We start from the raw sequence: 22973 nt of genomic DNA on the forward strand, positions 1-22973 counted from the left end.
CCTTTCGTCAGCACCGGGATGACTCCACGGGATGGATGCGATCCTGCAACCTCAACCGCGCTTGAGATCAAGTGCCGTCAGCGCACCGCCACCTTGGCACGGCTGACGGCGGTGGCGAAGGCGGTGATGACCGGGTGCGGCCGGGAGCCGTCGCCGTGCAGCTCGGGCTGGAAGAGGGTGGCCAGAAAGAACGGGTGGCCGGGGATCTCGGCCACCCTGATCGCGCCGTCGTCGGCCCGTCCGGTGAACCTCAGCCCGCCGTCGACGAGGCGCTGCTCGTAGTCGGCGTTCAGCCCGTAGGAGCAGTTGTAGCGCTCGACGGTGGTGGACGAGCCCATGATCTGCTCGACGAGGGAGCCGGGGGCCAGCCGTACCAGGCCTTCGTGGCCGGCCAGGGAGCATTCCAGCGGCAGCAGCAGGAAGTCGCGGGCGGCAGGGTCGTTCTCGGCGTGGGCCACGTCAAGGCCGAGAACGCCTCTGGCGTACTCCAGCATGGCGTGCTGGAAGCCGCCGCAGGTGCCGAGGAAGGGGATGCCGTGCACGCGCGCGGTGCGCGCGGCGTTGAGCGCGCCTTCCTCGCTGCGGTACGGGCTGCCGGGCGGTACCCAGATGCCGTCGAAGCCCTCCAGGTCGGTGGCGTCGGGCGTGGGAATCCAGTACGCGTCAAGTGCCAGCCCTTCCCGCTCGCGCAGCGACTGGAGGATCTGAGGGATGCGGGCGTGCGAGCGGACGCTGGGTGACCGGTCTCCGACCAGGGCGATTCTCATGCCCCCCATCCTGGCGAGCGAGGGTGGTTAAGCGCCAACGATGATTCCTGGTGGACCCATAAGCATTCCTGATGTGTGCGCGTATGTGATCGCGACAGGGCTTGCTCGATCGATTCCGTGCATGGTACGAATGGCCCAATATCGGCCCGGCCCGTAATATGGCAGGCCTCGCTGTGCTCGGTTCCAGAGAGGAACACGACATGCGCCCCGCCTTGGTCGACCTCCACGGTCACCGAGCCGGTCCCGGTCGCCCAGAGCCTCGACGGCCTGGCCACCGACGACCCCGGCACCCCCTCTTACAAGATCGTCGGAAGGCCGCACCGCCATGCCTGCTGAGCACCACACGAGAGGCACATCGATGAGAAGGACACGGTTCGCCGCCGCGCTGGCGACGGCCCTGGTCGTCGCCCTGTCGGGCGTGCCCGCCCCGGCCGCCGCCGCGCCGGTGGTCGAGGACCTGGGCCCCGCGTCGGAGGTCACCTCCATCAGCGCGGCCGAGTTCGTCGGGGACCGGCTCTACCTGGGCACCGGCGGCATCGCGCCGACACGGATCGGCGCCTACAACCCCGCCCGGCGTACGGTGAGCTCGGTGACCGAGCTGCCGACGGGTGAGGGTACCTGGGCCGCGGCGGCCGTCGGCACCGACCTGTACGTCGGCACCTACACCCCCGGCGACATCCACAAGGTCGACACGCGCACCGGCACGGCCACGAAGGTCGCCGACGTCAAGCCTGACCCCTTCATCTGGTGCCTGGACGCCGCCCCCGACGGCAAGATCTACGCGGGCACCTACCCGCGCGGGCGGGTGGTCGAATACGACCCGGCCACCGGCCAGACCCGTGACTTCGGCCAGGTCGTGCCGGGCGAGCAGTACGTGCGCAGCATCGCCGTCGACGAGACCACCATCTACGCGGGCGTGGGCGCGAAGGCGCATCTCGTCGCCATCGACCGGGCCACCGGCGCCAAGCGCGAGATCCTGCCGGCCGAGCTGGCCGACCGCACCTTCGTCGCCACGCTGGCGCTGGAGGGCGGCCTGCTGGCCGCCGGGCTGTCGGCGACGGGCGACCTCATGCTGATGGAGACCGCCGACCCGTCCCGCCACACGCTGGTGGACGCCCCTGGCGACTCCTACGTCACCGCCATCGGCATCGACGCGCCCAACAACGACGTCTACTTCGGCACCAGGCCGTCGGGGACGCTCTACCGCTACGACCGTGACACCGCGAAGCTCGACAGGCTGGCGGTGCCGTACGACGGGGCGGCGTTCAACCGCGTCTTCGTCGGCGGCGGCAAGGTGACGGGCGTGCTCACCAGCTCGGTCGTCGAGTACGACCTGGCCACGGGCGAGCTGACCGGCGTCGACCTCACGCAGGCCGGCATGCCGCCGGCGCCGGAGCTGCCGATGGCCGTCACCGCCACCCGTGACCAGGTGCTGGTCAGCGGCAAGGCGGGCATCCAGGTGCACGACCTGGCCGGCGGCGCGAGCACACGCACCTTCCTGCCGGGCGAGGCCAAGGCGATGACGGTCGTCGGCAGGCAGGTCTACCTGTCGGTCTACACGCTGGCCTACCTGTTCGGGATGCGGCCCGACGGCACCGGGCTCAGGCGCCTGACCCGGGTGGGCGAGGAGCAGAACCGCCCGCTGGACGCCCACTACGACCCGCTCTCCGGGCGGCTGCTGGTCGGCACCCAGCCGGAGTACGGCCTGCACGGCGGCGCCCTGGCCCTCTACGACCCGCGCCGCGACACGATCGAGACCTTCAGGAACGTCGTCAGGAACCAGTCCGTCCGCTCGGTCACCAGCATGCTCGGCACCGCCTACGTCGCCAGTGAGATCGCCGGCGGCCTCGGCACCACCCCGGTGGAGAAGGAGGCCCAGCTGGCCGCCTTCGACCTGCGGACCAAGCGGGTCCGCTGGTCGCTGGTGCCGGTACAGGGCGCCACGTCGATCTCCGACCTCGTCGCCCACCGCGGCAAGCTGTACGGCGTCGCCGACACCGGCGTGCTCTTCGAGTTCGACCCGTGGCGCAGGAAGGTGACCCGCACCGTCCAGGTGCCGCTGAGCGCGGCGCGCAGCGGCACGCTCGTGGAGACGCACGGCCGCCTCTACGGCACCGACGGCAGGACGATCTACCGGCTGGACCCGTCGGCCATGACGATCTCCACCGTGGTCGACGGGCTGGACGCGCAGGCCTACGGCACCCAGCCGCTGCTGGCCGCCGCGCCCGACGGCCGTGCCCTGTACGCGCTGCGCGCGAGGAACCTGGTGCGCGTCACACTCTAGGGATGGACCCGCACCTGCTCAGGACTCTGGTCGCCGTCGCCCGCAGGGGGTCGTTCTCGGCGGCGGCCGAGGAGCTCGGCTACACCCAGTCGGCGGTCTCCCAGCAGATCGCCACGCTGGAGGCCGATCTCGGCATGCCGTTGCTGCACCGCCGTCCGGTCGCGCCGACCGAGGCGGGCGTCCGGCTGCTGGAGCACGCGGGCCCGCTGCTGCTGCGCGTGGAGGCGGCGCGCGCGGACGTGCGCCGCGCGGCGGCCGGGCCCGCCCGCCGGCTGGCGGTGTCCGCCTCGCCGCTGGCCGTCACTGCCTCGATCGCCGTACGGCTGGCGCGTGCCCGCGCCGCCCACCCCCGCCTCGACCTCACGCTGGCCACCGTCGACCGCGACACCGTGGCGGCCGACGTCGCCGCCGGGCGCGCCGATCTGGGGATGATCGACGGCATCGCCGCGCCCAGCGACCCGTTGCGCCTGCCGGACGTCGGCCCGCTGACCGCGGTGGGCGTCGCGGAGGAGGACCTGGTCGTCGCCCTCCCGTCGGACCATCCGCTCGCCGGCCGACCGGGCCTGCGGCTGGCGGACCTGGTCGACGCGGTGTGGCTGCAGACCACGCTGTGCCCGCTCGAGCGGCTGCGCGACCTGCTGGGCGACGGCTTCCGCCCCGGCCTGGCCTACACCGGCGACGACGTGCACACCGTGCGCAACCTGGTCGAGGCGGGACACGGCCTGACCTTGCTGCCCGCCTCGGCCGGCCGGGGCGTCCCCGTGCTCGCGCCCCGCCTCACCCACCGGGTCGAGCTGCTGCACGGCGCGCTGCCTCCGGGCCCGGCCGCCGACGTCGCGGCCGCTCTCCGCTGAGCGTCAGCGGCGCCGGGCGGCCGCGCCGGTCCGCTCCCGCATCGGACGGCGGCGCAGCGCCTCCAGCGCCTCGTCGACCAGGCGGGTGAGCGGGTAGGGGAGTTCGGCCTCGAGTTCGGCCACGGCGGCGTCGGTCGCCAGCCGTTCCTCATCCATCGCGGGCAGCAGCGCCTCGGCCTTCGGGGTGAGGTGGACGATCCGCTGGCGGGCGTCGGCGCCGGGGGAGAGGCCGACCAGTTCCTCCCTGGCCAGCTGGGCGACGGTCTGGCTGGCGGCCGAGTGGGTGACGCCGATGGCGCGGGCCAGGTCGCGGATGGAGCTCGGACCCTCGAGGGCGAGTTGCCGGAGGACCGGCGCGTAGCGGGGGCGGAAGCCGTCCAGGCCGAGCTGGGGGTAGAGCGCCGTCACGCCGTCGTCGAGCAGGTCGAGCAGCAGGCGCAGGCGCGTGCCGAGCACCTCGCGTGGTTCCATGGCCCTAATATAACAGTGCTGTTGTATTTTCTGACGGAAAGGACCGGCATGTATCCCCCCATCGAGCCCTACGACCACGGCCACCTCGACACCGGCGACGGCCACCTCGTCTACTGGGAGGTCTGCGGCAACCCCGAGGGGAAACCCGCGCTCGTCGTCCACGGCGGGCCAGGCTCGGGCTGCACGCCCGGCCATCGCCGCACCTTCGACCCGGAACGCTACAAGATCATCCTGTTCGACCAGCGCAACTGCGGCCGGAGCCTGCCGCACGCCGCCGACCCGGCCACGGACCTGACCACCAACACCACCCACCATCTCATCGCGGACATGGAGCGGCTGCGCGAGCATCTCGGCGTCGACCGATGGCTGCTGTACGGCGGTTCGTGGGGCTCGACGCTCATGCTGGCCTACGCTGAGGCGCACCCGGAGCGCGTCTCGGAGATGGTCATCGTCGCGGTGACGACGACCCGCCGCTCCGAGACCGACTGGCTCTACAAGGGCGTGGGCGCGTTCTTCCCCGAGCAGTGGCAGCGCTTCAGGGAGGGCGTACCGGAGGCCGACCGCGACGGCGACCTGCTGTCGGCCTACGCGCGGCTGATGGCCGACCCCGACCCCGACGTGCGGGCCAAGGCCACCAACGACTGGGCCACGTGGGAGGACACGGTGATCTCCCTGGAGACCAACGGCAAGCCGAACGCCTACAGCGACCGACCCCCCGCCGAGCTGGCGGCGTTCACCAGGATCTGCGCGCACTACTTCGCCAATGACGCCTGGCTGGAGGAGGGCGTCCTCCTGCGTGAGGCGCACCGGCTGGCCGGAATCCCGGGCGTGCTCATCCACGGCCGCTTCGACCTGGGGTCGCCGCTGGGGACCGCGTGGGAACTGGCCCAGGCGTGGCCCGACGCCAGGCTCGTGGTGGTCGACGACTCCGGGCACACCGGCAGCGACACCATGCGTGAGGAGATTCTCGCGGCGGTAGCCGGCTTCGCCCGCTGACGCCGGGCGTCACCGCAGGTCGCGCATAGTCACCAGGTAAAGGGGCAGGGGTCCCGTGCCAGGCTGGACAAGGCTGGAGGGGGGAACCTGAGCCATGAATCCTGACGATTGGAGAAGAGGGCTGGTCGACGCCTGGACGGCGACCGCCAGCTTCGTTCCCAAGTTCGTCGCGTTCCTGGTGATCCTGCTGGTCGGCTGGGTTATCGCCAAGCTGCTGTACAAGATCGTCGACAAGGGGCTGACGCGCATCGGGTTCGACCGCTGGGTCGAGCGCGGCGGCGTCGGCCGGATGATGGAACGCAGCCGCTACGACGCGTCGGACCTCATCGCCAAGCTCGTGTACTACGCGGTGCTGCTGATCACGTTGCAGATCTCGTTCTCGGTGTTCGGGCCGAACCCGATCAGCGCGCTCCTCGGCGGCGTGGTGGCCTGGCTGCCCAAGGCCGCGGTCGCGATCATCATCATCGTCGTGGCCACGGCGATCGCCAGGGCGGTCAAGGACGTCGTCAGCGCCGCGCTGGGCGGCCTGTCGTACGGCAGGCTGCTCGCCACGATCGCGCAGGTGTTCATCATCGCCCTCGGCGTGATCGCCGCGCTCAACCAGATCGAGATCGCCACCACGGTCACCATGCCGGTGCTGATCGCGTTCCTGGCGGCGGTGGCCGGCGTCCTGATCGTCGGCCTCGGCGGCGGCTTGGTCAAACCGATGCAGCAGCGCTGGGAGGCGTGGCTGAGCAGGGCCGAGGCGGAGACCAACGCCATCCGCACCGAGACGGCGGCCTACGACCGCGGACGCCGGGACGCCATGGCGGGGGCGGAGGCACCCGCGACCGCTCCGGCCCCGGCGCGGGCCGGAGCGCCGGGATCGGCCCAGCCGGCACAGGGCGGCGGCTACCAGTCACGTCCGGGCGAGGCCGGGGGCTACGAGTCACGCCCAGGCGAGGCCGGGGGTTACCCGCCACGGCCGGGCGAGGCCGGCGGCTACGAGTCACGCCCTGGTGAGGCCGGCGGATACCGGCCAGGCCCCGGTGAGCCGCCGCCGAGGTGAGCCGGTGCCCGCGCCCTCCCGACGAGGTGGACGGAGAAGCGTCAGGTCGCGGGGGAGAGCATCAGGCACACCGCGCTCATCCGCAGCGTGGCGAAGTCGAGAGGGTGGCCGGGCTCGGGGGCCCGCCACCCTTTCTCGTGCGCGCCGTCCCAGAAGCCGATCAGGTAGCTGAGCAGTGCCGTGTGGCCCACCTGCTCGCCGATGGAGCGGATGGCGTGCCGTACGGCGGCGACGTGCTGGTCGAGGAGCGCCCCCACGCCGGGATGTTCGGCGGGCAGTGCGAGCACCCAATGCGCGAAATCCGCTCGGATCCGCTCCACCCATGCAAGATCAGACACCAGACGCCTCGAAGTCGTTTGCCGCAACGTTACCCTGCAACCATAAACGGCGACGCGCACAGAAAGTAATTTGCCGACTGCCGCACATGTCTGAAAGAAATTGACGGGTGATCCGCGTCGAGAAGTTGACCAAGATCTTCCGTCGCCCGCGCACGTTCGGCGGACCCTTCGGCGCCCTGCGCACGCTGGTGACCCGCCAGTACGACGAGCGCACCGCCGTCGACGACATCAGCTTCGACATCGCCGAGGGCGAGGTCGTCGGCTACCTGGGCCCCAACGGCGCCGGCAAGTCCACCACCGTCAAGATGCTGACCGGGATCCTCACCCCCACCAGCGGCGTCGTCGAGGTCGCCGGCCGGGTGCCGTGGCGCGACCGCCACGCCAACGCCCGCGCCGTCGGCGTGGTCTTCGGCCAGCGCAGCCAGCTGTGGTGGGACCTGCCGCTGATCGAGTCGCTGCGCCTGGTCGGCGACCTGTACGACGTGCCCGCCGCGCGCTTCACCACGTCGATGAAGAGGATGCGCGACCTGCTCGGGCTCGACGACTTCCTGGCCACCCCCGTCCGCCAGCTCAGCCTGGGCCAGCGCATGCGCGGCGACCTGGCCGCCGCCATGCTGTACGAGCCGCCCATCCTCTACCTCGACGAGCCGACCGTCGGGCTCGACGTGCTGGCCAAGCAGGCCGTACGCGAGTTCATCCTCGACACCAACCGGGCCGGCCGCACCACCGTGCTGCTGACCACGCACGACCTGGCCGACGTCGAGGCGCTGTGCAAGCGGATCATCCTCATCGACAAAGGCCGGGTGCTCTACGACGGCGGCATCGAGGACCTGGTCGGCGCCTACGCGCCACCCCGCAGGCTGGTGGTGCACACCGACGACGGCAGCCACACCTACGAGCTCACCGAGGGACTGAAGGTCCCCGACCTGCTGGCCAACCACGCCGTCCGCGACCTGTCGATCGAGGAGCCCGACCTGGAGAGCGTGATCAAGAGGATCTACGCCGCATGATCCGGTCCTTACGCGGCATGGCCCGCATCGGCCTGCGCTTCCAGTTCGCCTATCGCAGCGAGGTCGTCCTGACGTCGCTGACGCTGATCGCGCAGGTGTTCCTGCTGCGGATGGTGTGGACCGCGGTGTACGGCGAGCGCAGGCAGGCCGCCGATCTCACGCTGGAGCAGCTGCTGGCCTACCTCACCCTGGCCAACCTGCAGACGTTCGCCACGATGCCGGTCATCACGCGCCTCGCCCACTTCCGGATCCGCACCGGCACGGTGTTCTTCGACCTGGCCAGGCCCGTCGGCTACCTTCCGCAGATGGCCGCCTTCCAGGCCGGCCACACCGCGGGCGCGCTGCTGCTGCTCTCCCCGGTCGTGCCGGTGGTGCTGCTGGTCGGCTCGATCACCCCCACCTCGCACGCGCTGCCGTACGCGGTGACCTTGGCCCTCGGGTACGTCATCGGCCTGCTCATGGCGCTGCTGATCTGCCTGATCGGCTTCTGGACGATGGAGACCGGCGCGATCTCGCTGCTGTATCGCCTGGTCAGCCAGTTCTTCGCGGGCACGATGGTCCCGCTGTCGTTCTTCCCCGGGGCGCTGGGCGTGCTGGCGGACGCGCTGCCGTTCAAGTACCTGGGCTACGTCCCGGCCGCCATCTACGTCGGCCGGCTGTCCTCCGCCGAGATCGCCCGCGCGCTGCTGGTGGAGCTGGCGTGGATCGCGGCGCTGTGGGCGCTGCTGTGGGCGCTGTGGCGGCTCGCGCACCGCAGGGTGGTGATCAACGGTGGCTGAGCTCACCCGCACGCTGCGCCTGTACTGGCGGCTGCAGCGCGCCGCCATGCGCGGCGCCATGCAGTACCGGCTCAACACCGTCATCGGCATCCTCACCGGCGCGGTCTACCAGGGCAGCGGCTTCGCCTTCATCTGGGTGATCATGCACACCTTCCCCAGCATGGCCGGCTGGAGCCTGCCCCAGATCGCCTTCCTGTACGGCATGCGCCTGACCGCCCACGCGCTGTGCATGCTGCCGCTCAGCAGCCTCATCGGCATCGACTGGCTGGTCCGCGAGGGCGAGTTCGACAGGATCCTGCTGCGCCCGCTCAACCCGCTCGTCCAGGTGATGGCCAAGCGGATGGGGGTGGGCCAGCTCGGCGACCTGCTGGTCGGCGTCGTCCTGCTGGCCGTCGCGGGCGGTGCCGCCGGCATCGCCTGGACGCCCGGCCTCCTCGCCTTCTGCGCGGCCGCCGTCGTCGGCGGCGCGCTGGTGGAGGCGGCCTTCTTCCTCGCCCTGTCGTCGACGGCGCTGCGGATGCTCGACACCTTCGCGCTGCGGGTCTTCGTCGACGACGTCTTCAGCCGGTTCGGCTCCTATCCGATGAGCGTCTTCGGCGGCGTCACCCAGTGGGTGCTGACGTTCGTGCTGCCGGTCGCGTTCGTCGCGTACGTGCCGGCGACCGTCGTGCTGGGCAAGGCCGTCATGCCGCTGGCCTACGCCAGCCCCCTGCTGGGCGTCGCGCTGTTCGCGGTGGCCTACCGGATCTGGGCGGGGCAGCTGCGCCACTATCAGAGCGTCGGCGCCTGACCCAAGCCGGTCCGGGGAGGTCGGCAGGGGTGACCGGAGCGGGGCACGCGGGGACGCCGCCGTTCGTTCCGGCAAGTCAGCCGTGCCCGTCCAGGTCATGCCGGTCGGGGACAGCAGCCCGTTCCGTACGGCAGGCCGTGCCGCGGAAGGGGCTGCTGTTCAGGCCTTGATGGTGTCGGTTCGGCGCAGTCGCCATCCGGCCAGCGCGGTGAGCGAGATGCAGGACTTCTACGCCTACATGCTCGACGAGCTGGTCCCGCTGATCGACAGATGGCGGCAGCGCCATGCCGCCGGCGCCCGCTGACCGCCGACCGGGAGCGCAGGCCGTCGTCAACCGCCGCTGGTCGCCGACCGCCTGGTGTTCAGCTGGTCGAACCCGACCGCGACCAGGATGAGCACACCGATGGCGATCTGGAGGTAGAAGGCGTTGATCGCCAGCAGGTTGCCACCGTTGTTGAGCACTCCCATGATCAGTGCTCCGGTGAAGGCGCCGATGGCGCTGCCCTTCGCGCCGAACAGGCTCGCGCCGCCGATGACACAGGCGGCGATCGCGCTCAGTTCGAAGCCCGTGCCCGCGGTGGGGATGCCCGCTCCCAGCCGGGAGGCGAGCAGCACCCCGCCGAGACCGGCCAGCATGCCTGAGATCATGTAGACCGAGACCGTCACCAGGCGCACGGGCACACCCGCGAGGCGGGCCGACTCGGGATTCGAGCCGACGGCGTAGATGTAGCGGCCGAAGACCGTCCGGGTGAGCACGAACCACATCACGGCGGTGACCGCGAGGGCGATGATGAGAAGGTTGGGAATGCCCAGGACGGTGCCGTTGGCGATCGCCTGGAACGACTCCGGCACGCCCTGAATGGTCTGGGCGTCGGTGCTGAGCAACACCATTCCACGGGCGATGCCGAGCATGCCCAGGGTCGCGATGAACGGTGGCAGCAGGGCACGGGTCACCAGCAGACCGTTGACGATCCCGAGAGCGGTGCCGATCCCCACGCCGAGCAGGATCGACGGCAGGATCGGCATGCCGGCGACCAGGAGCTGCGCGGTGGTGGCGCCGGTCAGGCCCAGGACCGACCCGACCGACAGGTCGATCCCGGCGGTCAGGATGACCAGGAGCTCGCCGACCGCGATGATCCCGAAGATCGCGACCTGCCGGGCGAGGTTGGCCAGGTTGTTGGCGGTGAGGAACTCGTCGCTGGCGAGCGTGAGGGCACCGACCGCCACGAGCAGCACGACGAGGCCGCCGCTCTCTCGTCCTGCGATGTCGCCCAGCGTGACGACCCGTCGCCGGGGCTCGGCCACCTGCTCGGGCGCCTCCCTGGCCTTCGGCACCGTCGCCAGCCCGGGTTCCGCACCCCCGGGCGGCCTGTTGACGATCGTCGTGGTCTCGATCGGCTCACGCCAGATCAGCTTCGGCATTTCGGCTCACTCCTCCTGAGTCGGTGGAGTCACGCCCGGGGCCACCGTGGGCTCTCGGGTCGGCGGCGTCTCGGCGCCTGCGGTACCGCTCGCCAGGTGGAGCACGTCCTCCTCGGTGGCGGATCCGGGAAGCTCACCCGCGACCGCCCCGTCGCGCAGCACGAGGATGCGATCCGCGAGCCCCAGCAGCTCCGGAAGGTACGACGAGACCACGATGATCCCCAACCCTTTCGCGGCCAGGTCGCCGATGATCGTGTACAGCTCACCCTTGGCCCCGACGTCGATGCCCTTCGTGGGCTCGTCGAACATCAGTACTTTCGGCTTGGTGAGCAGCCATCGGGCGAGCAGCACCTTCTGCTGGTTGCCGCCGGACAGCGTCGACACCGGCTGGGCGTAGGAACCGGCCCGCAGCCGCAGGCTGTCGAGCAGCCGGTCGGCCTCCTCGACCTGCTCACGACCGGGCAGGAGACCACGCCGGGAGCCGGTGCGCAGGCTGGCGATGGTGACGTTCTCCCGGATCGACAGCTGCGGCAGCAGCCCCAGCACCTTGCGGTCCTCGGTCAGCAGTCCTACCCCGGTGCTCATCATCGTGCGCGGTCCGGACGGTTTCACGGACTTGCCCTCGACCTCCACCTCACCGGCCACGATGGGGGACGCCCCGAAGATGGACAGCAACAACCCGCTGCGCCCCGACCCCAGCAGCCCTCCGATGCCGAGGATCTCTCCTGATCCGACGTGGAGGTCGATGGCCGGCGAGTTCTCGAACCGGCGCAGTCCCCTGACCCGCAGCGCGGGCGTTCCCGCGTGCCGGTGGGTCTCCGGGTAGAGCGAGCTGATCTCCCTGCCGACCATCGCGGTGATCAGGCGGTCCTCGTCGTAGTTGCTGATCGGCCCTTCCTCGGACAGGCCCCCGTCCCGCAATACGGTCACCCAGTCGCCGATCTCGAACATCTCCTCCAGCCGGTGGGTCACGTAGAGCATCGCGATGTCGCGCTCGCGTAGCCGCCGGATGTGCTCCAGGAGTCGCTCGGACTCGGCCTCGGTCAGCGCTGTGGTCGGCTCGTCGAACACGATCACCTTGACGGAGTCGGCGGTCAGCACCTTGGCGATCTCCACGAGCTGGCGCGTGGCCGCGGGGAGCCGTTCCACGATAGTGGCGGGGCTGATGTCGGTCAGTCCGACCTCGTCGAGCGCCTTCCTGGCATGGGACCGCAACCGGGCCCTGGCGATGATCCCCTTGTGCGCGGGAAGACGTCCCATGAAGAGGTTCTCCTCGACCGACAGGTGCGGGAGCAGGCTGAGCTCCTGGTAGACGGCCTGAATGCCGGCCGTGCGCATGTGCGCGGGGGTCGGCGTGGTGACCGGTTGGCCGTCGATCTCGTAGGTGCCGCTGTCGCGGCGCAGCGCGCCCGTCAGCACCCGGATCAGGGTCGACTTCCCCGCGCCGTTCTCCCCGGCGAGGCAGTTCACCTGGCCGGGAACGAGACGGAGCGAGACGTTGCTGAGCGCCTGCACGGGCCCGAAGGCCTTGGAGACGTCACGTAGCTCGACGACGGGTTCCATCATCATTCCGCCTTCATCGTCGGCGGATTGAGCAACTGCTTCACATCCGGCTCGTTCATGTTCTCCTTGTCGGCCACGACGGCGCCGGGGTCGATGTCACGCGGCGGGATGCGACCGACCGTGGCCATTCCGGCCCCCAGAACGCCCTGGTAGCCGAAGAAGTAGGGGTTCTGCACCACCAGCGCGTCGATGGTGCCGGCGGCCAGCGCGGCGTTCTCCTGCGGGTCGGAGTCGAACGCCACGACGGGGACGGTGTCAGCCACCTTGTTGTCCTGGATCGCCCGCGCCGCGCCGACTCCCGAGGTGTTGTTGTCCGCGAACACGCCCGCCAGGTCGGGGTTGGCGGTGAGCGCGTCGTTGACCTGCGACGCCGCGGTGTTGATGTCGTTGTTGTTGAAGCGCTGCAGTACCACCTTGACCTGCGGGCAGTTGAGCGCGAGGCCCTGCTTGAAGCCGGCGTCCCTGGCGACCAGTGACTGGATGCCGGCCACGGACGATTCGATCATGACGCCGCCGCTCGTCTTGTTCAGCGCCTTGAGCAGGTCGCACATGCGCTTGCCTGCCTGCATCCCGGCCTTGACGTTGTCGGTGCCGATGAAGCCCTCCGAGGCGGTGGTCACGCGGCTGTCCACGGTGATGACCTTGAGCCCCGCCTTGCGCGCCCGGTCGATCGCCGAGTTCAGGGCGCTGGAGGAGTTGGGCGCGATCACGAGCCCGTCAACGCCTCGGGAGATGGCGTTCTCCACCAGTTGCACCTGCTCGTCGATGTTCGTCTCTGACGTGGGGCCGAAGGTGCTCACGTTGAGGCCGAAGTCTCCGCCCGCGTGTTTCGCCCCGGCGATCATGGTCTGCCAGAACGAGGAATCACTCGCCTTGATGACCACGTCGATCTTCTTGCCACTCGCCGCCCCGCCCGCGCCTCCGCCGGTCCCCTGAGCGGCCGAACTCGTCGCCCGGCCTCCCACCACTCCGATCACCAGTGCCACCAGAGCTATGGCTGCGACGAGCGACAGCGAGAAGACGATACGTGAGCGAGCCATGACGGCCTCCTGAAAGCGCTTTCAGGGATCTCGACAGGCGTCTCAGGCGGCTTTCAGGCTCGCTCGTCGGCTTGGGGGACGGACCAGCGCCCAAAGCGGTGAGGTGCGCCCATGGAGAAATTTTCAGTCAACACGTGCTCATTTGGTCGGACGCTTCCAGCAAAGCCCTGGAAGGGTCTCGGGGAAAACTCGTAAAGAGAAAAGAACTCATTACTCGCAACCGTTGCCGGCACCGCGCGCTGGGCGGCGGCCGGCGAGGTCGGGGGGTCTCGGCGGTCCGCCGCCGGGCGAGGCCGGCCCTGCGGTCGCGAGGGCGGGCGCCGGGTCAGGGGCGCTTGGCGGCCACCGCGCACAGGTGGTAGTCGCCCTTGACGGACGACCTGTCGGTGGTCGCGTCGGGACGCCACTCGCGGGTGTTGACGATGCCGGGCTCGAGCAGTTCGAACCCCTCGAGGAAGCTCTCGAACACGTCGCGGCGCCGGGTGGTGAACGGCGAGGAGGCGTTCCGGTAGACGGCGCTGACCTCGCCGGCCTTCTGCGGCATCGTGTCGGGCGCGACGTGTGTCAGCACCAGGTGGCTGCCGGCGGGAAGCAGGTCGCGGTACCGGCGGATGATGCCGCCCGGGTCCTCCGTGTCGGTGATGAAGTGCAGCAGGGAGACCACCAGGAGCGCGATGGGCCGCTCGAGGTCGAGCACCTGCGCCGCTCCGGCCATGACCTTTTCCGGCTCCCGCAGGTCGCCCTCCTGGACCGTGACGCCGGGGGAGTGGCCGAGCAGGGCCCTGGAGTGGGTCAGGACGACGGGATCGTTGTCGACGTAGACGACCTCCGCGCCGTCGATCACCTCGTGGACATGGCCGGCGGTCGGCAGGCCCGAGCCGATGTCGAGGAACTGGTCGACGCCCGACTGCCTGAGGTGGCGGACCGCCCGCTGCAGGAACGCCCTGCTGTTGCGGGCATCGCCCCTGACCTCGGGGATGAGCGCCAGGACCTTCTCCGCGGCACGCCGGTCCACCTCGAAGTTGTCCTTGCCACCCAGGTAGTAGTCGTACATCCGCGCCACGTTGGGGACAACTGCGCTGATACCCGGAGGAACCCGCTCACTGCTCATGAGGCAAACCTAGACGATCTACGTCTTGTCTTGCGATGATCGTGCGCATGTTAGGTCTGGACGCGACGCCCGGCATCAGCAAGACCAACCTGTGGGCCTGCATGGGGCTCGGGTTCCTGGGCACCGCCGTCATCACCTTCCTGCCGGCCGGCCAGCCGTACATCCTCAACGAGGTCCTGCGGCTGTCCTCCGGCGACCTCGGCAGGATCACCGGCTACCTGCAGATCGCCGCGGAGGTGGCGCTGATCCTCAGCCTGACGTGGTACGGCGCGCTGGCCGACCGGATCGGCAGGCGACCCGTCGCGGTCGCCGGGCTCCTGCTGTGCGCGGCGGGCGCGGCGCTGTACCCGTTCGCCGGCAACACGGCCGTCCTCGTCGCGCTGCGCGTCCTGTTCGCCCTCGGCATCGCCGCCCTGCACGTCACGATGTCCGCGATCACGGCCGACTACGTGCGCGACCACGCGCGCGGCAAGGCGTACGGCTGGCTCGGGCTCTTCAGCGGCATCGGCGCGATGATCGCCGTGCTGGTGCTGGTCAGGCTGCCCAGCATGCTGGAGGAGGGCGGCATGGAGCCCACCGCCGCCGCCAGGACCGGCTTCCTGGTCGTCTCCGCGCTCGTCCTGCTCGGCGCCCTGGCGCTGCGCCACACGCTCTCGCCGGCCCTGGGCGCGGCCGAGACGCCCAGGGTGCCGCTGACGCGGCTGATCGCCGAGGGCGTCAGACTGGCCCGCGACCCCGGCGTGGCGCTGTCCTACGCCGCCTCCTTCGTGGCGCGGGCCGATCTGGCCCTCGTGGCGAGCTTCCTGTCGCTGTGGATCGCCGACCACGCCACGTCCGTACGAGGCATGTCGGCCACCGAGGCCCTGGCCAGGAGCGGCGCCGTCGTCGGCATCGCCTACACGGTGATCGTGGTGGGCGCGCCGCTGTTCGGCTGGCTCGGCGACCGGATGCGGCGGCAGCACGTCGTCATCCTCGCCCAGGCCGTCGCCGCCGCCGCCTACCTGTCGACCCTGCTGGTCAGCGACCCGCTCGGGCCGGGGATGATGCTGGTGGCCGCCTTCATCGGCCTCGGCGAGATCGGCGTCATCACCACGGCCGGGCCGCTGCTCGCCCAGCAGGTGCCGGCCCGCTACCGCGGCTCCTCCTTCGGCGTGCAGGTCCTCTGCGGCGCGATCGGGATCTTCGTCATCTCCGGGGTCGGTGGCTGGCTGTACGACCTGTGGCGGCCGGCCGCTCCCTTCGCGTTGTCCGGGGCGTGCGGGCTGCTCGTCGTGGCCTTCGGCCTCGCCGTACGGCGTCGCGTCGTGCCGCACCCCGAGGCGGTAGCCGCCGCCTAGATTCTCCCGTTGCGGCGCAGGACATCGATGGCGTGGACGGTGGTGGCCCCACGCCACTCCAGCGCGCCCGCGGGGGAGACGGTCGCGTAGTCGACGCTCCAGCCGCCGTCCTCCTGCTGGAGCGCGGCCAGCCGGTCCAGGTCCGCCGCCACCGCCTCCTTCGCGAACAGCCGCCGCGACGGCAGATCGGGGTAGGGCGAGAAGTCGAGCGGCCGCAGCTTCTCCTCCTCCGTGCCGCCCTCGACCCGCAGCTCGCCGTCCGGCGGGATGAACGCGGCCAGCTTGTCGAGCAGGTCGGCGTGCTCGGGCCGGGTGTCGAGGAATCGGACGGCGAACGCCAGCACGTAGGCGTGCGGCTGCTCCTTCAGGGCCGCGATCGCCTCCAGGCAGTAGGCGGTGGCGCGGGCCAGCCACGGGTGCCCGCCCACCGCCCCGTCACGGGCGGCCGTCCGCCAGGCGGCCGCCGCCGTCACCGCGGTGATCTGCAACGACGACGTCGTGGTGTCCGCGTCCCGCCACCACGGCGCGGTGGCGGCGGGGACGGTCAACGGCAGCGCGAACGGCAACCCCCCGTCGGGCCGCGTCACCGTCTCCAGCCAGTCGCACAGCTGGGCGGCCCGCGGGCTCGGCGCCTCCTCGAACACCTCGAAGGCGTGCAGTGCCGCCCCCGGCTGGCTCTCCGGCGAGCGCAGGTCCGGCTCCAGGCCCCAGCCGTAGCCGCCGTCGGCGTTGCGGTATCCCTCCAGCGCGGCCAGCGTCGCCTCGGGCGTGCCCGTACCGGCCAGCAGCTCGAAGCGGCGGCGGTCCAGCAGCCGCGCGTGACCGGCCATGAACGCTCTCACCTTGTCGATATCCATGCCCCCATCCTTCCCGGCCGCCGGCCTGCGGTCTTGTACGGATCAGCCATGCCCCCACGTCACCTCTCCGAACGGGCGTCCGGGCGAGCACGGCACCGTCCGGTCAGCGGGTCGGGCCGAGGACGTCCGCGGCGATCCGGTGGAGCTGGTCGGTGAGACGGTCGGGCGGGAACAGCCACAGGCCGAGCGAGTCGGCGCCGGCGTCGAGCAACCCCTGGAGCCGCTCCCGTACGTGCTCGGGGTCGCCGGCGGCGGCGAACTCGTCGATCCAGGCGTCCTCGACGGCCAGCGGCTGCCCGTCGGCCAGGGCGGCGACCCGCTGCCGGATCTCGGCGCCGTAGCGCGACCGGCCGACCAGCGCGGTGTGCGCTTCGGCCTTCAGGAAGAAGCCGACGGCCTCCCGTACCGCCTCCCGCGCCTTCCGGGCGTCATCGGAGACCGAGGCGAGGACGAACGCCGTGACCGGGGGAGCCGGCCGGCCCGCCACGGCCGCCTGCTCCCTGGCCCAGGCGACGTACGAAGGGCCGGCGAGAACCGACAGCAGGACTCCGTCGGCCCTGGCGCCCGCGGCCCGCAGCGCGCGCTGGTTGACCGCCCCGATCCACAGCTCGGGGGGCTGCCGGGGCGGGAACTCCAGCCGGATGCCGTTCAGCTCGTGGGTAGCGGTCCGGCGGTCGACCCGCTCGCCGTCCAGCAGCTCCCGCACCACGTCGAAGGTCTCGACGACGGCGGTCAGCGGACGCTCGGGCAGCAGTCCCATCTGCCGTAGCCAGTGGGTGTTGCCCAGGCCGACGGCGGCCCGGACGCGTCCGGGGTACATGCGAGCCAGTCCGGCCAGTTCCATCGCCAGGATCGCCGGATGCCTGGTCACCACGCTGGCCAGACCCAGACCGACGGGCACCGCCTGGGTGGCGGCGAGCAGCTGGGTGAGGCCGGACAGGCCGCCGGTGAAGAAGCAGTCCTCGGAAAACCACAGCTGCCCGAAACCGAGCCGCTCGGCCAGCGCCGCCCCCTCGGTGACCTCTTCGGGCGGCGTCAGGCTGCCGAAGACGACTCCGATCATGCTGGTGTCCACCATGGTCTCCTTCCGACGACTAACCGGACATTGTGTCCACTACGCCTAAGTGGATGCGGTGTCCACTTATTCCTGGAAGGGAGATCGAGGCCCTGTACCAGGACTTGTATGAGAAGTGTTGACACTTCTCTGTTCAATCCGCACCATGGTGGCCACCGGCGTGATCGTGGCCACGAAGGGAGATCGAATGTGACACGGCGACATCGGACGCTGGCCGTGCAGGTGCGCGACCGGCTCCGGACACTGGTCGTCGAGGAGGGGTTGCGCCCCGGCGACAGGCTGCCCTCCGAGAACGACCTCATCGCGCGCTTCAGCGTGAGCCGGACGAGCCTCCGCGAGGCCCTCAAGCTCCTCGAGCAGGAAGGACTCATCCAGGCCCGCCACGGCGACGGGCGCTACCTGACCTCCCAGCCCAGCCTCGATCGCCCGCTGACCCGCCTGGAAGGCGTCACCGAGATGCTCGCCAGCCGCGGCTACCAGGGGGACAACGCGGTCCTGGACGTCTCGGTGCTGGAGCCCGACAGCCACCAGCGGGAGACCCTGCGGTTGCCGGCCGGGCAGGCGATCGTACGGCTGGAGCGGCTGCGCCGGCACGAGCACGACGTCCTGCTGTATTCGATCGACTTCTTCGCCCGGTCGCTGATCTCGCGCCCGCTGGACGAGGTCGACTGGACCGGTTCGCTGTTCCAGACCCTCACCGAGCACGGCCACACCGTCGCGTACGCGGTGACGCATGTCCGTGCCGTCACCCTGACGGCCGAACAGGCGGCACGGGTCGGCATCGAGGAGTCAGGCGGGGCCTGGCTGGCGCTGCTGCAGACCCACCACGACAGCGGCGGGCAGCCGTTGCTCTACTCCGAGGACTACCACCGGGGCACCGACTTCTCCTTCCACCTGGTGAGGCGCCGTGACTGACCTGACGACCCGCCGTCCGGTGCTCTTCGACCACGACGGCGCCCTCGACGACCTGCTGTCGCTCCTTCTCCTCACCCAGTACGACACGGTCGACCTGCGCGGGATCGCCGTCACGCCGGCTGACTGCCTGCCCGTGCCGGCCATGTCGGCCACCCGCAAGATCCTCGAGCTGGCCGGGCTGCCGCAGGTGCCGACGGCCCTCGGCGAACTGACGGGGCGCAACCCCTTCCCGCTCGCCTGGCGCATCGACGCCCTCCGCGCCGACGCGTTGCCCGTGCTCAACCGGAGCGCGCCGCCGACGTCGCGGGACGGGGCGCTTCCCGCCCACGAACGTCTGGCCGCGTGGCTGCTGGAGGCCGACGCGCCCGTCACCATCCTCGCCACCGGCCCGCTGACCAACCTCGCCTGGTGCCTCGACCACCACCCGGAGGTCGCGGCCACGATCGAGGAGGTGGTCTTCATGGGCGGAGCCCTCGACGTTCCCGGCAACGTCGACGAGCCGGGGCACGACGGCTCGGCGGAGTGGAACGTCTACTGGGACCCCGAAGCCGCCAAGCGCGTCTTCGACTCGACGCTCCCGATCACGCTCTTCCCCTTGGACGTGACCGACCGGGTGCCGGTGACCACCGCCTTCACCCACGCCTTCGGCCGCCACTACGGCAAGCCGCTCAGCGATCTGGCCGGGTCGCTGCTCGCGTTGACGTTCGGCGTGCTGGAGACCACCGGCCTGCCGTACTGCTGCTGGGACAGCCTCACCACGTCATACCTGGCCGAACCCGGCATCTGCGGCTTCGAGACGGTCCACTGCGACGTCGTCACCGAGGGAGCCGGCCAGGGGCGCACCGTGCGCGACCCCGGCGGGCGGCCGGTCAAGGCCGCCGTCACCGTGGACCCCGACCGGTTCTACCGGCACTGCCTGGACGTCCTCACCCGGCGGTGAAGGAGCCGGGCTTCAGCCTGACGCCCGTGCCGGCTGCGAGGGTTCCACCGCCCGACCGCCTCGACGGCGGCCTGCCGTCCGGAGCGTGACGATCGCGCGCTCCGGACGGCGTCGCGACGGCCGACGCTCGCTCACGGTCTCGCCCATGGCCGCCACCGTGGATCGCGCCCGATGAAGGCCGGCAGCCTGTCCTGCGAAGACGCGTCCTTCCCGATCTCCACCTCGGGGCCGAACACCTCGACGCCGGGCCCGAACGGTTCATGCCGGGTAGGCGTGGGTCTCCGTGGCCTTGACCGACGCCCAGATGCTCTGCCCTGGTGTCAGGTCGAGTTCGGCCACGGCGGCCGGGGTGATGTCGGCGAACGCGCTGATCGGCCCGTTGAGGTGGACGCGGACGCTGTCGCCGTGCCGTTCGATGCCCTCGATGCGCGCCTGCCACAGGTTGCGGGGGCTGCCGTCGGGACGCGAGCGGTAGAGGGCGACCGCGGCGGGCGGGAAGGCCACGAACGCGGGCCCGTCGAGCTGCTCGGTGGTGCTGACCACCAGCTCGCCGACCTTGACCTGGTGCCCTCCGGCCAGGCCGCGGTAGAAGTTGAGCCCGACCAGGCGGGCGACGTAGTCGGTCCGCGGCCTGCGGGCCACCTCGGCGGGCGTGCCCTCCTGGACGACCGCGCCGTCCTCGATGACCACGAGCCGGTCGGCCAGCACCATCGCGTCCAGCGGGTCGTGGGTCACCAGGACGGTGGCGCCGTCGAAGCCGGCCAGGTGATGACGCAGCTGGGAGCGGATCTCCAGCTTGGTGTGCGCGTCCAGCGCCGCGAGCGGCTCGTCGAGCAGCAGCAGCCGGGGCCGTACGGCCAGCGCCCTGGCCAGGGCGACGCGCTGGGCCTGGCCGCCGGACAGCCGGCGGGGCCTGGCCGCGGCGTGCGCGGCCAGGCCGACGCGCTCCAGCCAGTCGCGTGCCGTACGGCGCGACTCGGTTTTGGCCGCGCCGCGGCAGCGCAGCCCGAAGGCGACGTTGTCCAGCGCGGACAGGTGCGGGAAGAGCAGGTAGTCCTGGAAGACCATGCCGATCGGGCGCTGCTCGACGGCCATGTCGTGCAGCGGCTGATCGTCGAGGGTGATGTGCCCGCCGGCCGACAGCCCGGTGAGGCCGGCCAGGGCGCGCAGCGCGGTGGTCTTGCCGGCGCCGTTGGGCCCGAGCAGGGCGACGACCTCGCCGGCGGCGACCTCCAGCGAGACGTCGAGGCCGAAGGCCGGTCTGGTGACGACCAGGCGGGCGCGCAGGGTCATGGGCTGCTCACCCACCGGTCGCGCAGGCTCGCCAGGATGACCACCGAGACGGCGAGCAGGACGAGGCTGAGCACGATGGCCGCCTCAGGCTCGCTCTCCAGCGCCAGGTAGACCGCCAGCGGCATCGTCCTGGTGGTGCCGGGGAAGTTGCCGGCGAAGGTGATGGTGGCGCCGAACTCGCCGAGGGCCCTGGCCCAGCACAGCACCGCGCCGGCCACGACGCCCGGCATGATCAGCGGCAGCGTGACGCGGCGGAAGGTGATCCAGCGGGAGGCGCCGAGCGTGGCCGCGGCCTCCTCGAAGCGCTGGTCGGTGGCGCGCAGCGCGCCCTCGACGCTGATGACCAGGAACGGCATGGCCACGAACGCCTCGGCGACCACCACGCCCGCCGTGGTGAAAGGCAGCGTGATGCCGAACGTGGCGTCGAGCCACTGCCCGATCAGGCCGCGCCGGCCGAGCACCAGCAGCAGCGCGACGCCGCCGACCACGGGCGGCAGCACCAGCGGCACGGTGACCAGGGCGCGCACCAGCCGCCGGCCGGGGAAGGACACCCTGGCCAGCAGCCAGGCCAGCGGCACGCCGAACACCAGGCAGACGGCCGTGGCGACCGTCGAGGTGACCATCGACAACCGCAACGCCTCCAGCACCTGCGGCTCGGCCAGCCGGTCCAGCAGCGTCGCCCACGGCGCCCGGACCAGCAGGCCGGCCAGCGGCAGCACCAGGAAGGCGAGACCGAGGAGGGCGGGCACCACCAGCAGCCAGGGCAGGCGGCCGGTGGTGCCTCGTCGCTCGGCGCCCTGGGCGGGTGCCGTGGGTGTGGCGGTCATCGGGGTCAGGGCGCCTCGAATCCGGCCTTGGTGAGCACGCCCTTGCCCTCAGCCGACAGCACCAGGTCGACGAACTGCTTGGCCGGGCCGGGCGCGGGCGCCTTGGACAGCGCCGCGATCGGATAGTCGTTGATCGCCTTGTCGGCCTCGGGGAAGGGGATGCCGCGCACCTTGCCGCCGGAGGCGATCACGTCGGTCTTGTAGACGAGGGCGGCGTCGACCTCGCCGAGCTCGACCTTGGTGAGCGTGGCCTTCACGTCCTGCTCGAGCGTCACCGGGGTGACCTTCAGCCCGGCCGCGTCCAGCGCCTTGACGGCCGCGGCGCCGCACGGCACCTGCTCGGCGCACAGCGCGACCTTGACCTTGGCGTCGGTCAGGTCCTTCAGGTCGTCGACCTTGGCAGGATTGTCGGCCGGGACGGCGATCTCCAGCTTGTTGCGCACGAACGTGGCAGGCGCGCCCGCCAGCCCCGCGTCGGTGACGGTCTTCATCGTGGCGGGGCTGGCGGCGGCGAACACGTCGGCGGGCGCTCCAGCGGTGATCTGCTGGGCCAGCGTGGCGCTGGAGCCGAAGTTGAACTTCACCGTCGTGCCCGGATGGGCGGCCTCGAAGGTCTTGCCGAGTTCGGTGAACGTGCCGGTCAGCGACGCGGCGGCGAACACCGTCACCGTCGCGGCCTCGCCGCCCGCCGCGGAGGCGGTGGCGGCCGGGGCGGCCGGAGCGGCCGCTTCGGTCGACCCGCAGCCGGACAGGCCCGCCAGGGCGACGACGAGGGGAAGGGCGAGGGCCCATCGGGATTGACGCCTGAGCACCAAGGACTCCTTACTGACTCACAGTGCGAGTGTGGTCGGGGATCTCCACGACGACGTTCGTGGACTTGATCACGGCGACCGCCACCACGCCCACCCGCAGGTCGAGCTCGTCGGCGGACTGGCGGCTCATCAGCGACACCACCCGGAAGGGACCCGCGGCGATCTCCACCTGGGCCATCACCGCGTCCTTGATGACCTCGGTCACGATGCCGCGGAAGCGGTTGCGCGCCGAGGAGTGGCCCGTGCCGTCCTCCGCCTCGATCTGGGTGCGGGCGAAGGCCGCCAGGTCGGCGCCCTTCACCTGGCGGTGGCCGTTCTCGTCGCGCTCGGCGGCCAGCCGGCCCGCGTCGACCCACCGGCGTACGGTGTCGGCGCTGACTCCGAGCAGGGCGGCCGCCTCGCTGATCCGGAACGTCGTCACAAGTAATCACCATACCTTCGCAC

23 protein-coding genes are annotated in these 22973 nt (G+C 71.2%); 10 read left to right on the forward strand and 13 right to left on the reverse strand.

Annotated elements, in window-relative coordinates:
- Positions 1-77: 77 nt before the first annotated feature.
- Positions 78-767, reverse strand: a complete 690-nt coding sequence (locus ACWDLG_RS20915) for a CTP synthase C-terminal region-related (seleno)protein (protein WP_449922182.1) — start codon at positions 765-767, stop codon at positions 78-80.
- 358 nt (positions 768-1125) lie between these two features.
- Here ACWDLG_RS20915 and ACWDLG_RS20920 point away from each other — a divergent pair, with 358 nt between their 5' ends.
- Positions 1126-3051 (forward strand): outer membrane protein assembly factor BamB family protein, encoded by a 1926-nt coding sequence (locus tag ACWDLG_RS20920; protein ID WP_449922183.1) that lies wholly within the window; start codon positions 1126-1128, stop codon positions 3049-3051.
- A gap of 2 nt (positions 3052-3053) precedes the next feature.
- Positions 3054-3905, forward strand: a complete 852-nt coding sequence (locus tag ACWDLG_RS20925) for a LysR family transcriptional regulator (protein ID WP_449922184.1) — start codon at positions 3054-3056, stop codon at positions 3903-3905.
- A gap of 3 nt (positions 3906-3908) precedes the next feature.
- On the opposite strand, the gene ACWDLG_RS20930 is transcribed toward ACWDLG_RS20925, so the two are convergent.
- Positions 3909-4376 (reverse strand): MarR family transcriptional regulator, encoded by a 468-nt coding sequence (locus ACWDLG_RS20930; RefSeq protein ID WP_449922186.1) that lies wholly within the window; start codon positions 4374-4376, stop codon positions 3909-3911.
- A 48-nt stretch (positions 4377-4424) separates the two neighbouring features.
- On the opposite strand from ACWDLG_RS20930, the gene pip reads away from it, so the two are divergent.
- On the forward strand, positions 4425-5372 hold the full coding sequence (gene pip, locus ACWDLG_RS20935) for a prolyl aminopeptidase (RefSeq protein ID WP_449922188.1): 948 nt from the start codon (positions 4425-4427) through the stop codon (positions 5370-5372).
- Between the two features lie 94 nt (positions 5373-5466).
- The gene (locus ACWDLG_RS20940) at positions 5467-6420 is read left to right on the forward strand and encodes a membrane protein (RefSeq protein WP_449922189.1); all 954 of its coding nucleotides are present in this window, start codon (positions 5467-5469) and stop codon (positions 6418-6420) included.
- A gap of 41 nt (positions 6421-6461) precedes the next feature.
- Here ACWDLG_RS20940 and ACWDLG_RS20945 read toward each other — a convergent pair whose 3' ends face one another.
- Positions 6462-6740, reverse strand: a complete 279-nt coding sequence (locus ACWDLG_RS20945) for a DUF6401 family natural product biosynthesis protein (protein WP_354918704.1) — start codon at positions 6738-6740, stop codon at positions 6462-6464.
- Between the two features lie 125 nt (positions 6741-6865).
- On the opposite strand from ACWDLG_RS20945, the gene ACWDLG_RS20950 reads away from it, so the two are divergent.
- From ACWDLG_RS20950 to ACWDLG_RS20960, 3 genes are read left to right on the forward strand one after another with little or no spacing between them, the layout of a single operon-like run.
- On the forward strand, positions 6866-7768 hold the full coding sequence (locus ACWDLG_RS20950; RefSeq protein WP_449922190.1) for an ABC transporter ATP-binding protein: 903 nt from the start codon (positions 6866-6868) through the stop codon (positions 7766-7768).
- Positions 7765-8547 (forward strand): ABC transporter permease, encoded by a 783-nt coding sequence (locus ACWDLG_RS20955; RefSeq protein WP_449922191.1) that lies wholly within the window; start codon positions 7765-7767, stop codon positions 8545-8547. Before ACWDLG_RS20950 ends, ACWDLG_RS20955 begins: the two co-directional genes overlap by 4 nt.
- Positions 8540-9337 (forward strand): ABC transporter permease, encoded by a 798-nt coding sequence (locus tag ACWDLG_RS20960; RefSeq protein WP_449922193.1) that lies wholly within the window; start codon positions 8540-8542, stop codon positions 9335-9337. The genes ACWDLG_RS20955 and ACWDLG_RS20960 overlap by 8 nt, the downstream gene beginning before the upstream one ends.
- Before the next feature lie 330 nt (positions 9338-9667).
- Here the strand turns inward: ACWDLG_RS20960 and ACWDLG_RS20965 are convergent, their stop codons facing one another.
- From ACWDLG_RS20965 to ACWDLG_RS20980, 4 genes are all read right to left on the reverse strand, one after another.
- Complete coding sequence (locus ACWDLG_RS20965) at positions 9668-10759, reverse strand: ABC transporter permease (protein ID WP_449922194.1); 1092 nt, start codon at positions 10757-10759, stop codon at positions 9668-9670.
- Positions 10760-10765: 6 nt separating this feature from the next.
- Positions 10766-12328: a sugar ABC transporter ATP-binding protein gene (locus ACWDLG_RS20970; RefSeq protein ID WP_449922196.1), complete on the reverse strand. Its 1563-nt coding sequence runs from the start codon at positions 12326-12328 to the stop codon at positions 10766-10768.
- Positions 12325-13362 (reverse strand): substrate-binding domain-containing protein, encoded by a 1038-nt coding sequence (locus tag ACWDLG_RS20975; protein ID WP_449922197.1) that lies wholly within the window; start codon positions 13360-13362, stop codon positions 12325-12327. The genes ACWDLG_RS20970 and ACWDLG_RS20975 overlap by 4 nt, the downstream gene beginning before the upstream one ends.
- A gap of 325 nt (positions 13363-13687) precedes the next feature.
- Positions 13688-14473 (reverse strand): SAM-dependent methyltransferase, encoded by a 786-nt coding sequence (locus ACWDLG_RS20980; RefSeq protein WP_449922199.1) that lies wholly within the window; start codon positions 14471-14473, stop codon positions 13688-13690.
- 47 nt (positions 14474-14520) lie between these two features.
- Between ACWDLG_RS20980 and ACWDLG_RS20985 the strand changes: the two genes are divergently transcribed.
- Positions 14521-15810 carry an MFS transporter gene (locus tag ACWDLG_RS20985; RefSeq protein WP_449922200.1) on the forward strand — a complete coding sequence of 430 codons (1290 nt, stop codon included), beginning with the start codon at positions 14521-14523 and terminating at the stop codon, positions 15808-15810.
- On the opposite strand, the gene ACWDLG_RS20990 is transcribed toward ACWDLG_RS20985, so the two are convergent.
- Both ACWDLG_RS20990 and ACWDLG_RS20995 read right to left on the reverse strand, forming a co-directional pair.
- Positions 15807-16667, reverse strand: coding sequence for a hypothetical protein (locus tag ACWDLG_RS20990; RefSeq protein ID WP_449922202.1), 861 nt, complete (start codon positions 16665-16667; stop codon positions 15807-15809). The genes ACWDLG_RS20985 and ACWDLG_RS20990 overlap by 4 nt on opposite strands.
- A gap of 103 nt (positions 16668-16770) precedes the next feature.
- Positions 16771-17745: an LLM class flavin-dependent oxidoreductase gene (locus ACWDLG_RS20995; protein WP_449922204.1), complete on the reverse strand. Its 975-nt coding sequence runs from the start codon at positions 17743-17745 to the stop codon at positions 16771-16773.
- Positions 17746-17931: 186 nt separating this feature from the next.
- On the opposite strand from ACWDLG_RS20995, the gene ACWDLG_RS21000 reads away from it, so the two are divergent.
- Both ACWDLG_RS21000 and ACWDLG_RS21005 read left to right on the forward strand, forming a co-directional pair.
- Positions 17932-18657, forward strand: a complete 726-nt coding sequence (locus ACWDLG_RS21000; RefSeq protein ID WP_354918674.1) for a GntR family transcriptional regulator — start codon at positions 17932-17934, stop codon at positions 18655-18657.
- On the forward strand, positions 18650-19597 hold the full coding sequence (locus ACWDLG_RS21005; protein WP_449922206.1) for a nucleoside hydrolase: 948 nt from the start codon (positions 18650-18652) through the stop codon (positions 19595-19597). The genes ACWDLG_RS21000 and ACWDLG_RS21005 overlap by 8 nt, the downstream gene beginning before the upstream one ends.
- Positions 19598-19855: 258 nt before the next feature.
- Here ACWDLG_RS21005 and ACWDLG_RS21010 read toward each other — a convergent pair whose 3' ends face one another.
- The 4 genes from ACWDLG_RS21010 to ACWDLG_RS21025 are packed head-to-tail and all read right to left on the reverse strand — an operon-like array spanning position 19856 to position 22950.
- On the reverse strand, positions 19856-20890 hold the full coding sequence (locus ACWDLG_RS21010; RefSeq protein WP_449922207.1) for an ABC transporter ATP-binding protein: 1035 nt from the start codon (positions 20888-20890) through the stop codon (positions 19856-19858).
- On the reverse strand, positions 20887-21717 hold the full coding sequence (locus ACWDLG_RS21015) for an ABC transporter permease (protein WP_449922209.1): 831 nt from the start codon (positions 21715-21717) through the stop codon (positions 20887-20889). Before ACWDLG_RS21015 ends, ACWDLG_RS21010 begins: the two co-directional genes overlap by 4 nt.
- 5 nt (positions 21718-21722) lie before the next feature.
- Positions 21723-22532, reverse strand: coding sequence for a molybdate ABC transporter substrate-binding protein (gene modA, locus ACWDLG_RS21020; protein ID WP_449922211.1), 810 nt, complete (start codon positions 22530-22532; stop codon positions 21723-21725).
- 7 nt (positions 22533-22539) lie between these two features.
- Entirely contained in the window at positions 22540-22950 is a 411-nt protein-coding gene (locus ACWDLG_RS21025) for a TOBE domain-containing protein (RefSeq protein WP_354918656.1), read from the reverse strand.
- Positions 22951-22973 lie beyond the last annotated feature (23 nt).

The sequence above is a fragment of the Nonomuraea sp. NPDC003727 genome, assembly GCF_053586935.1.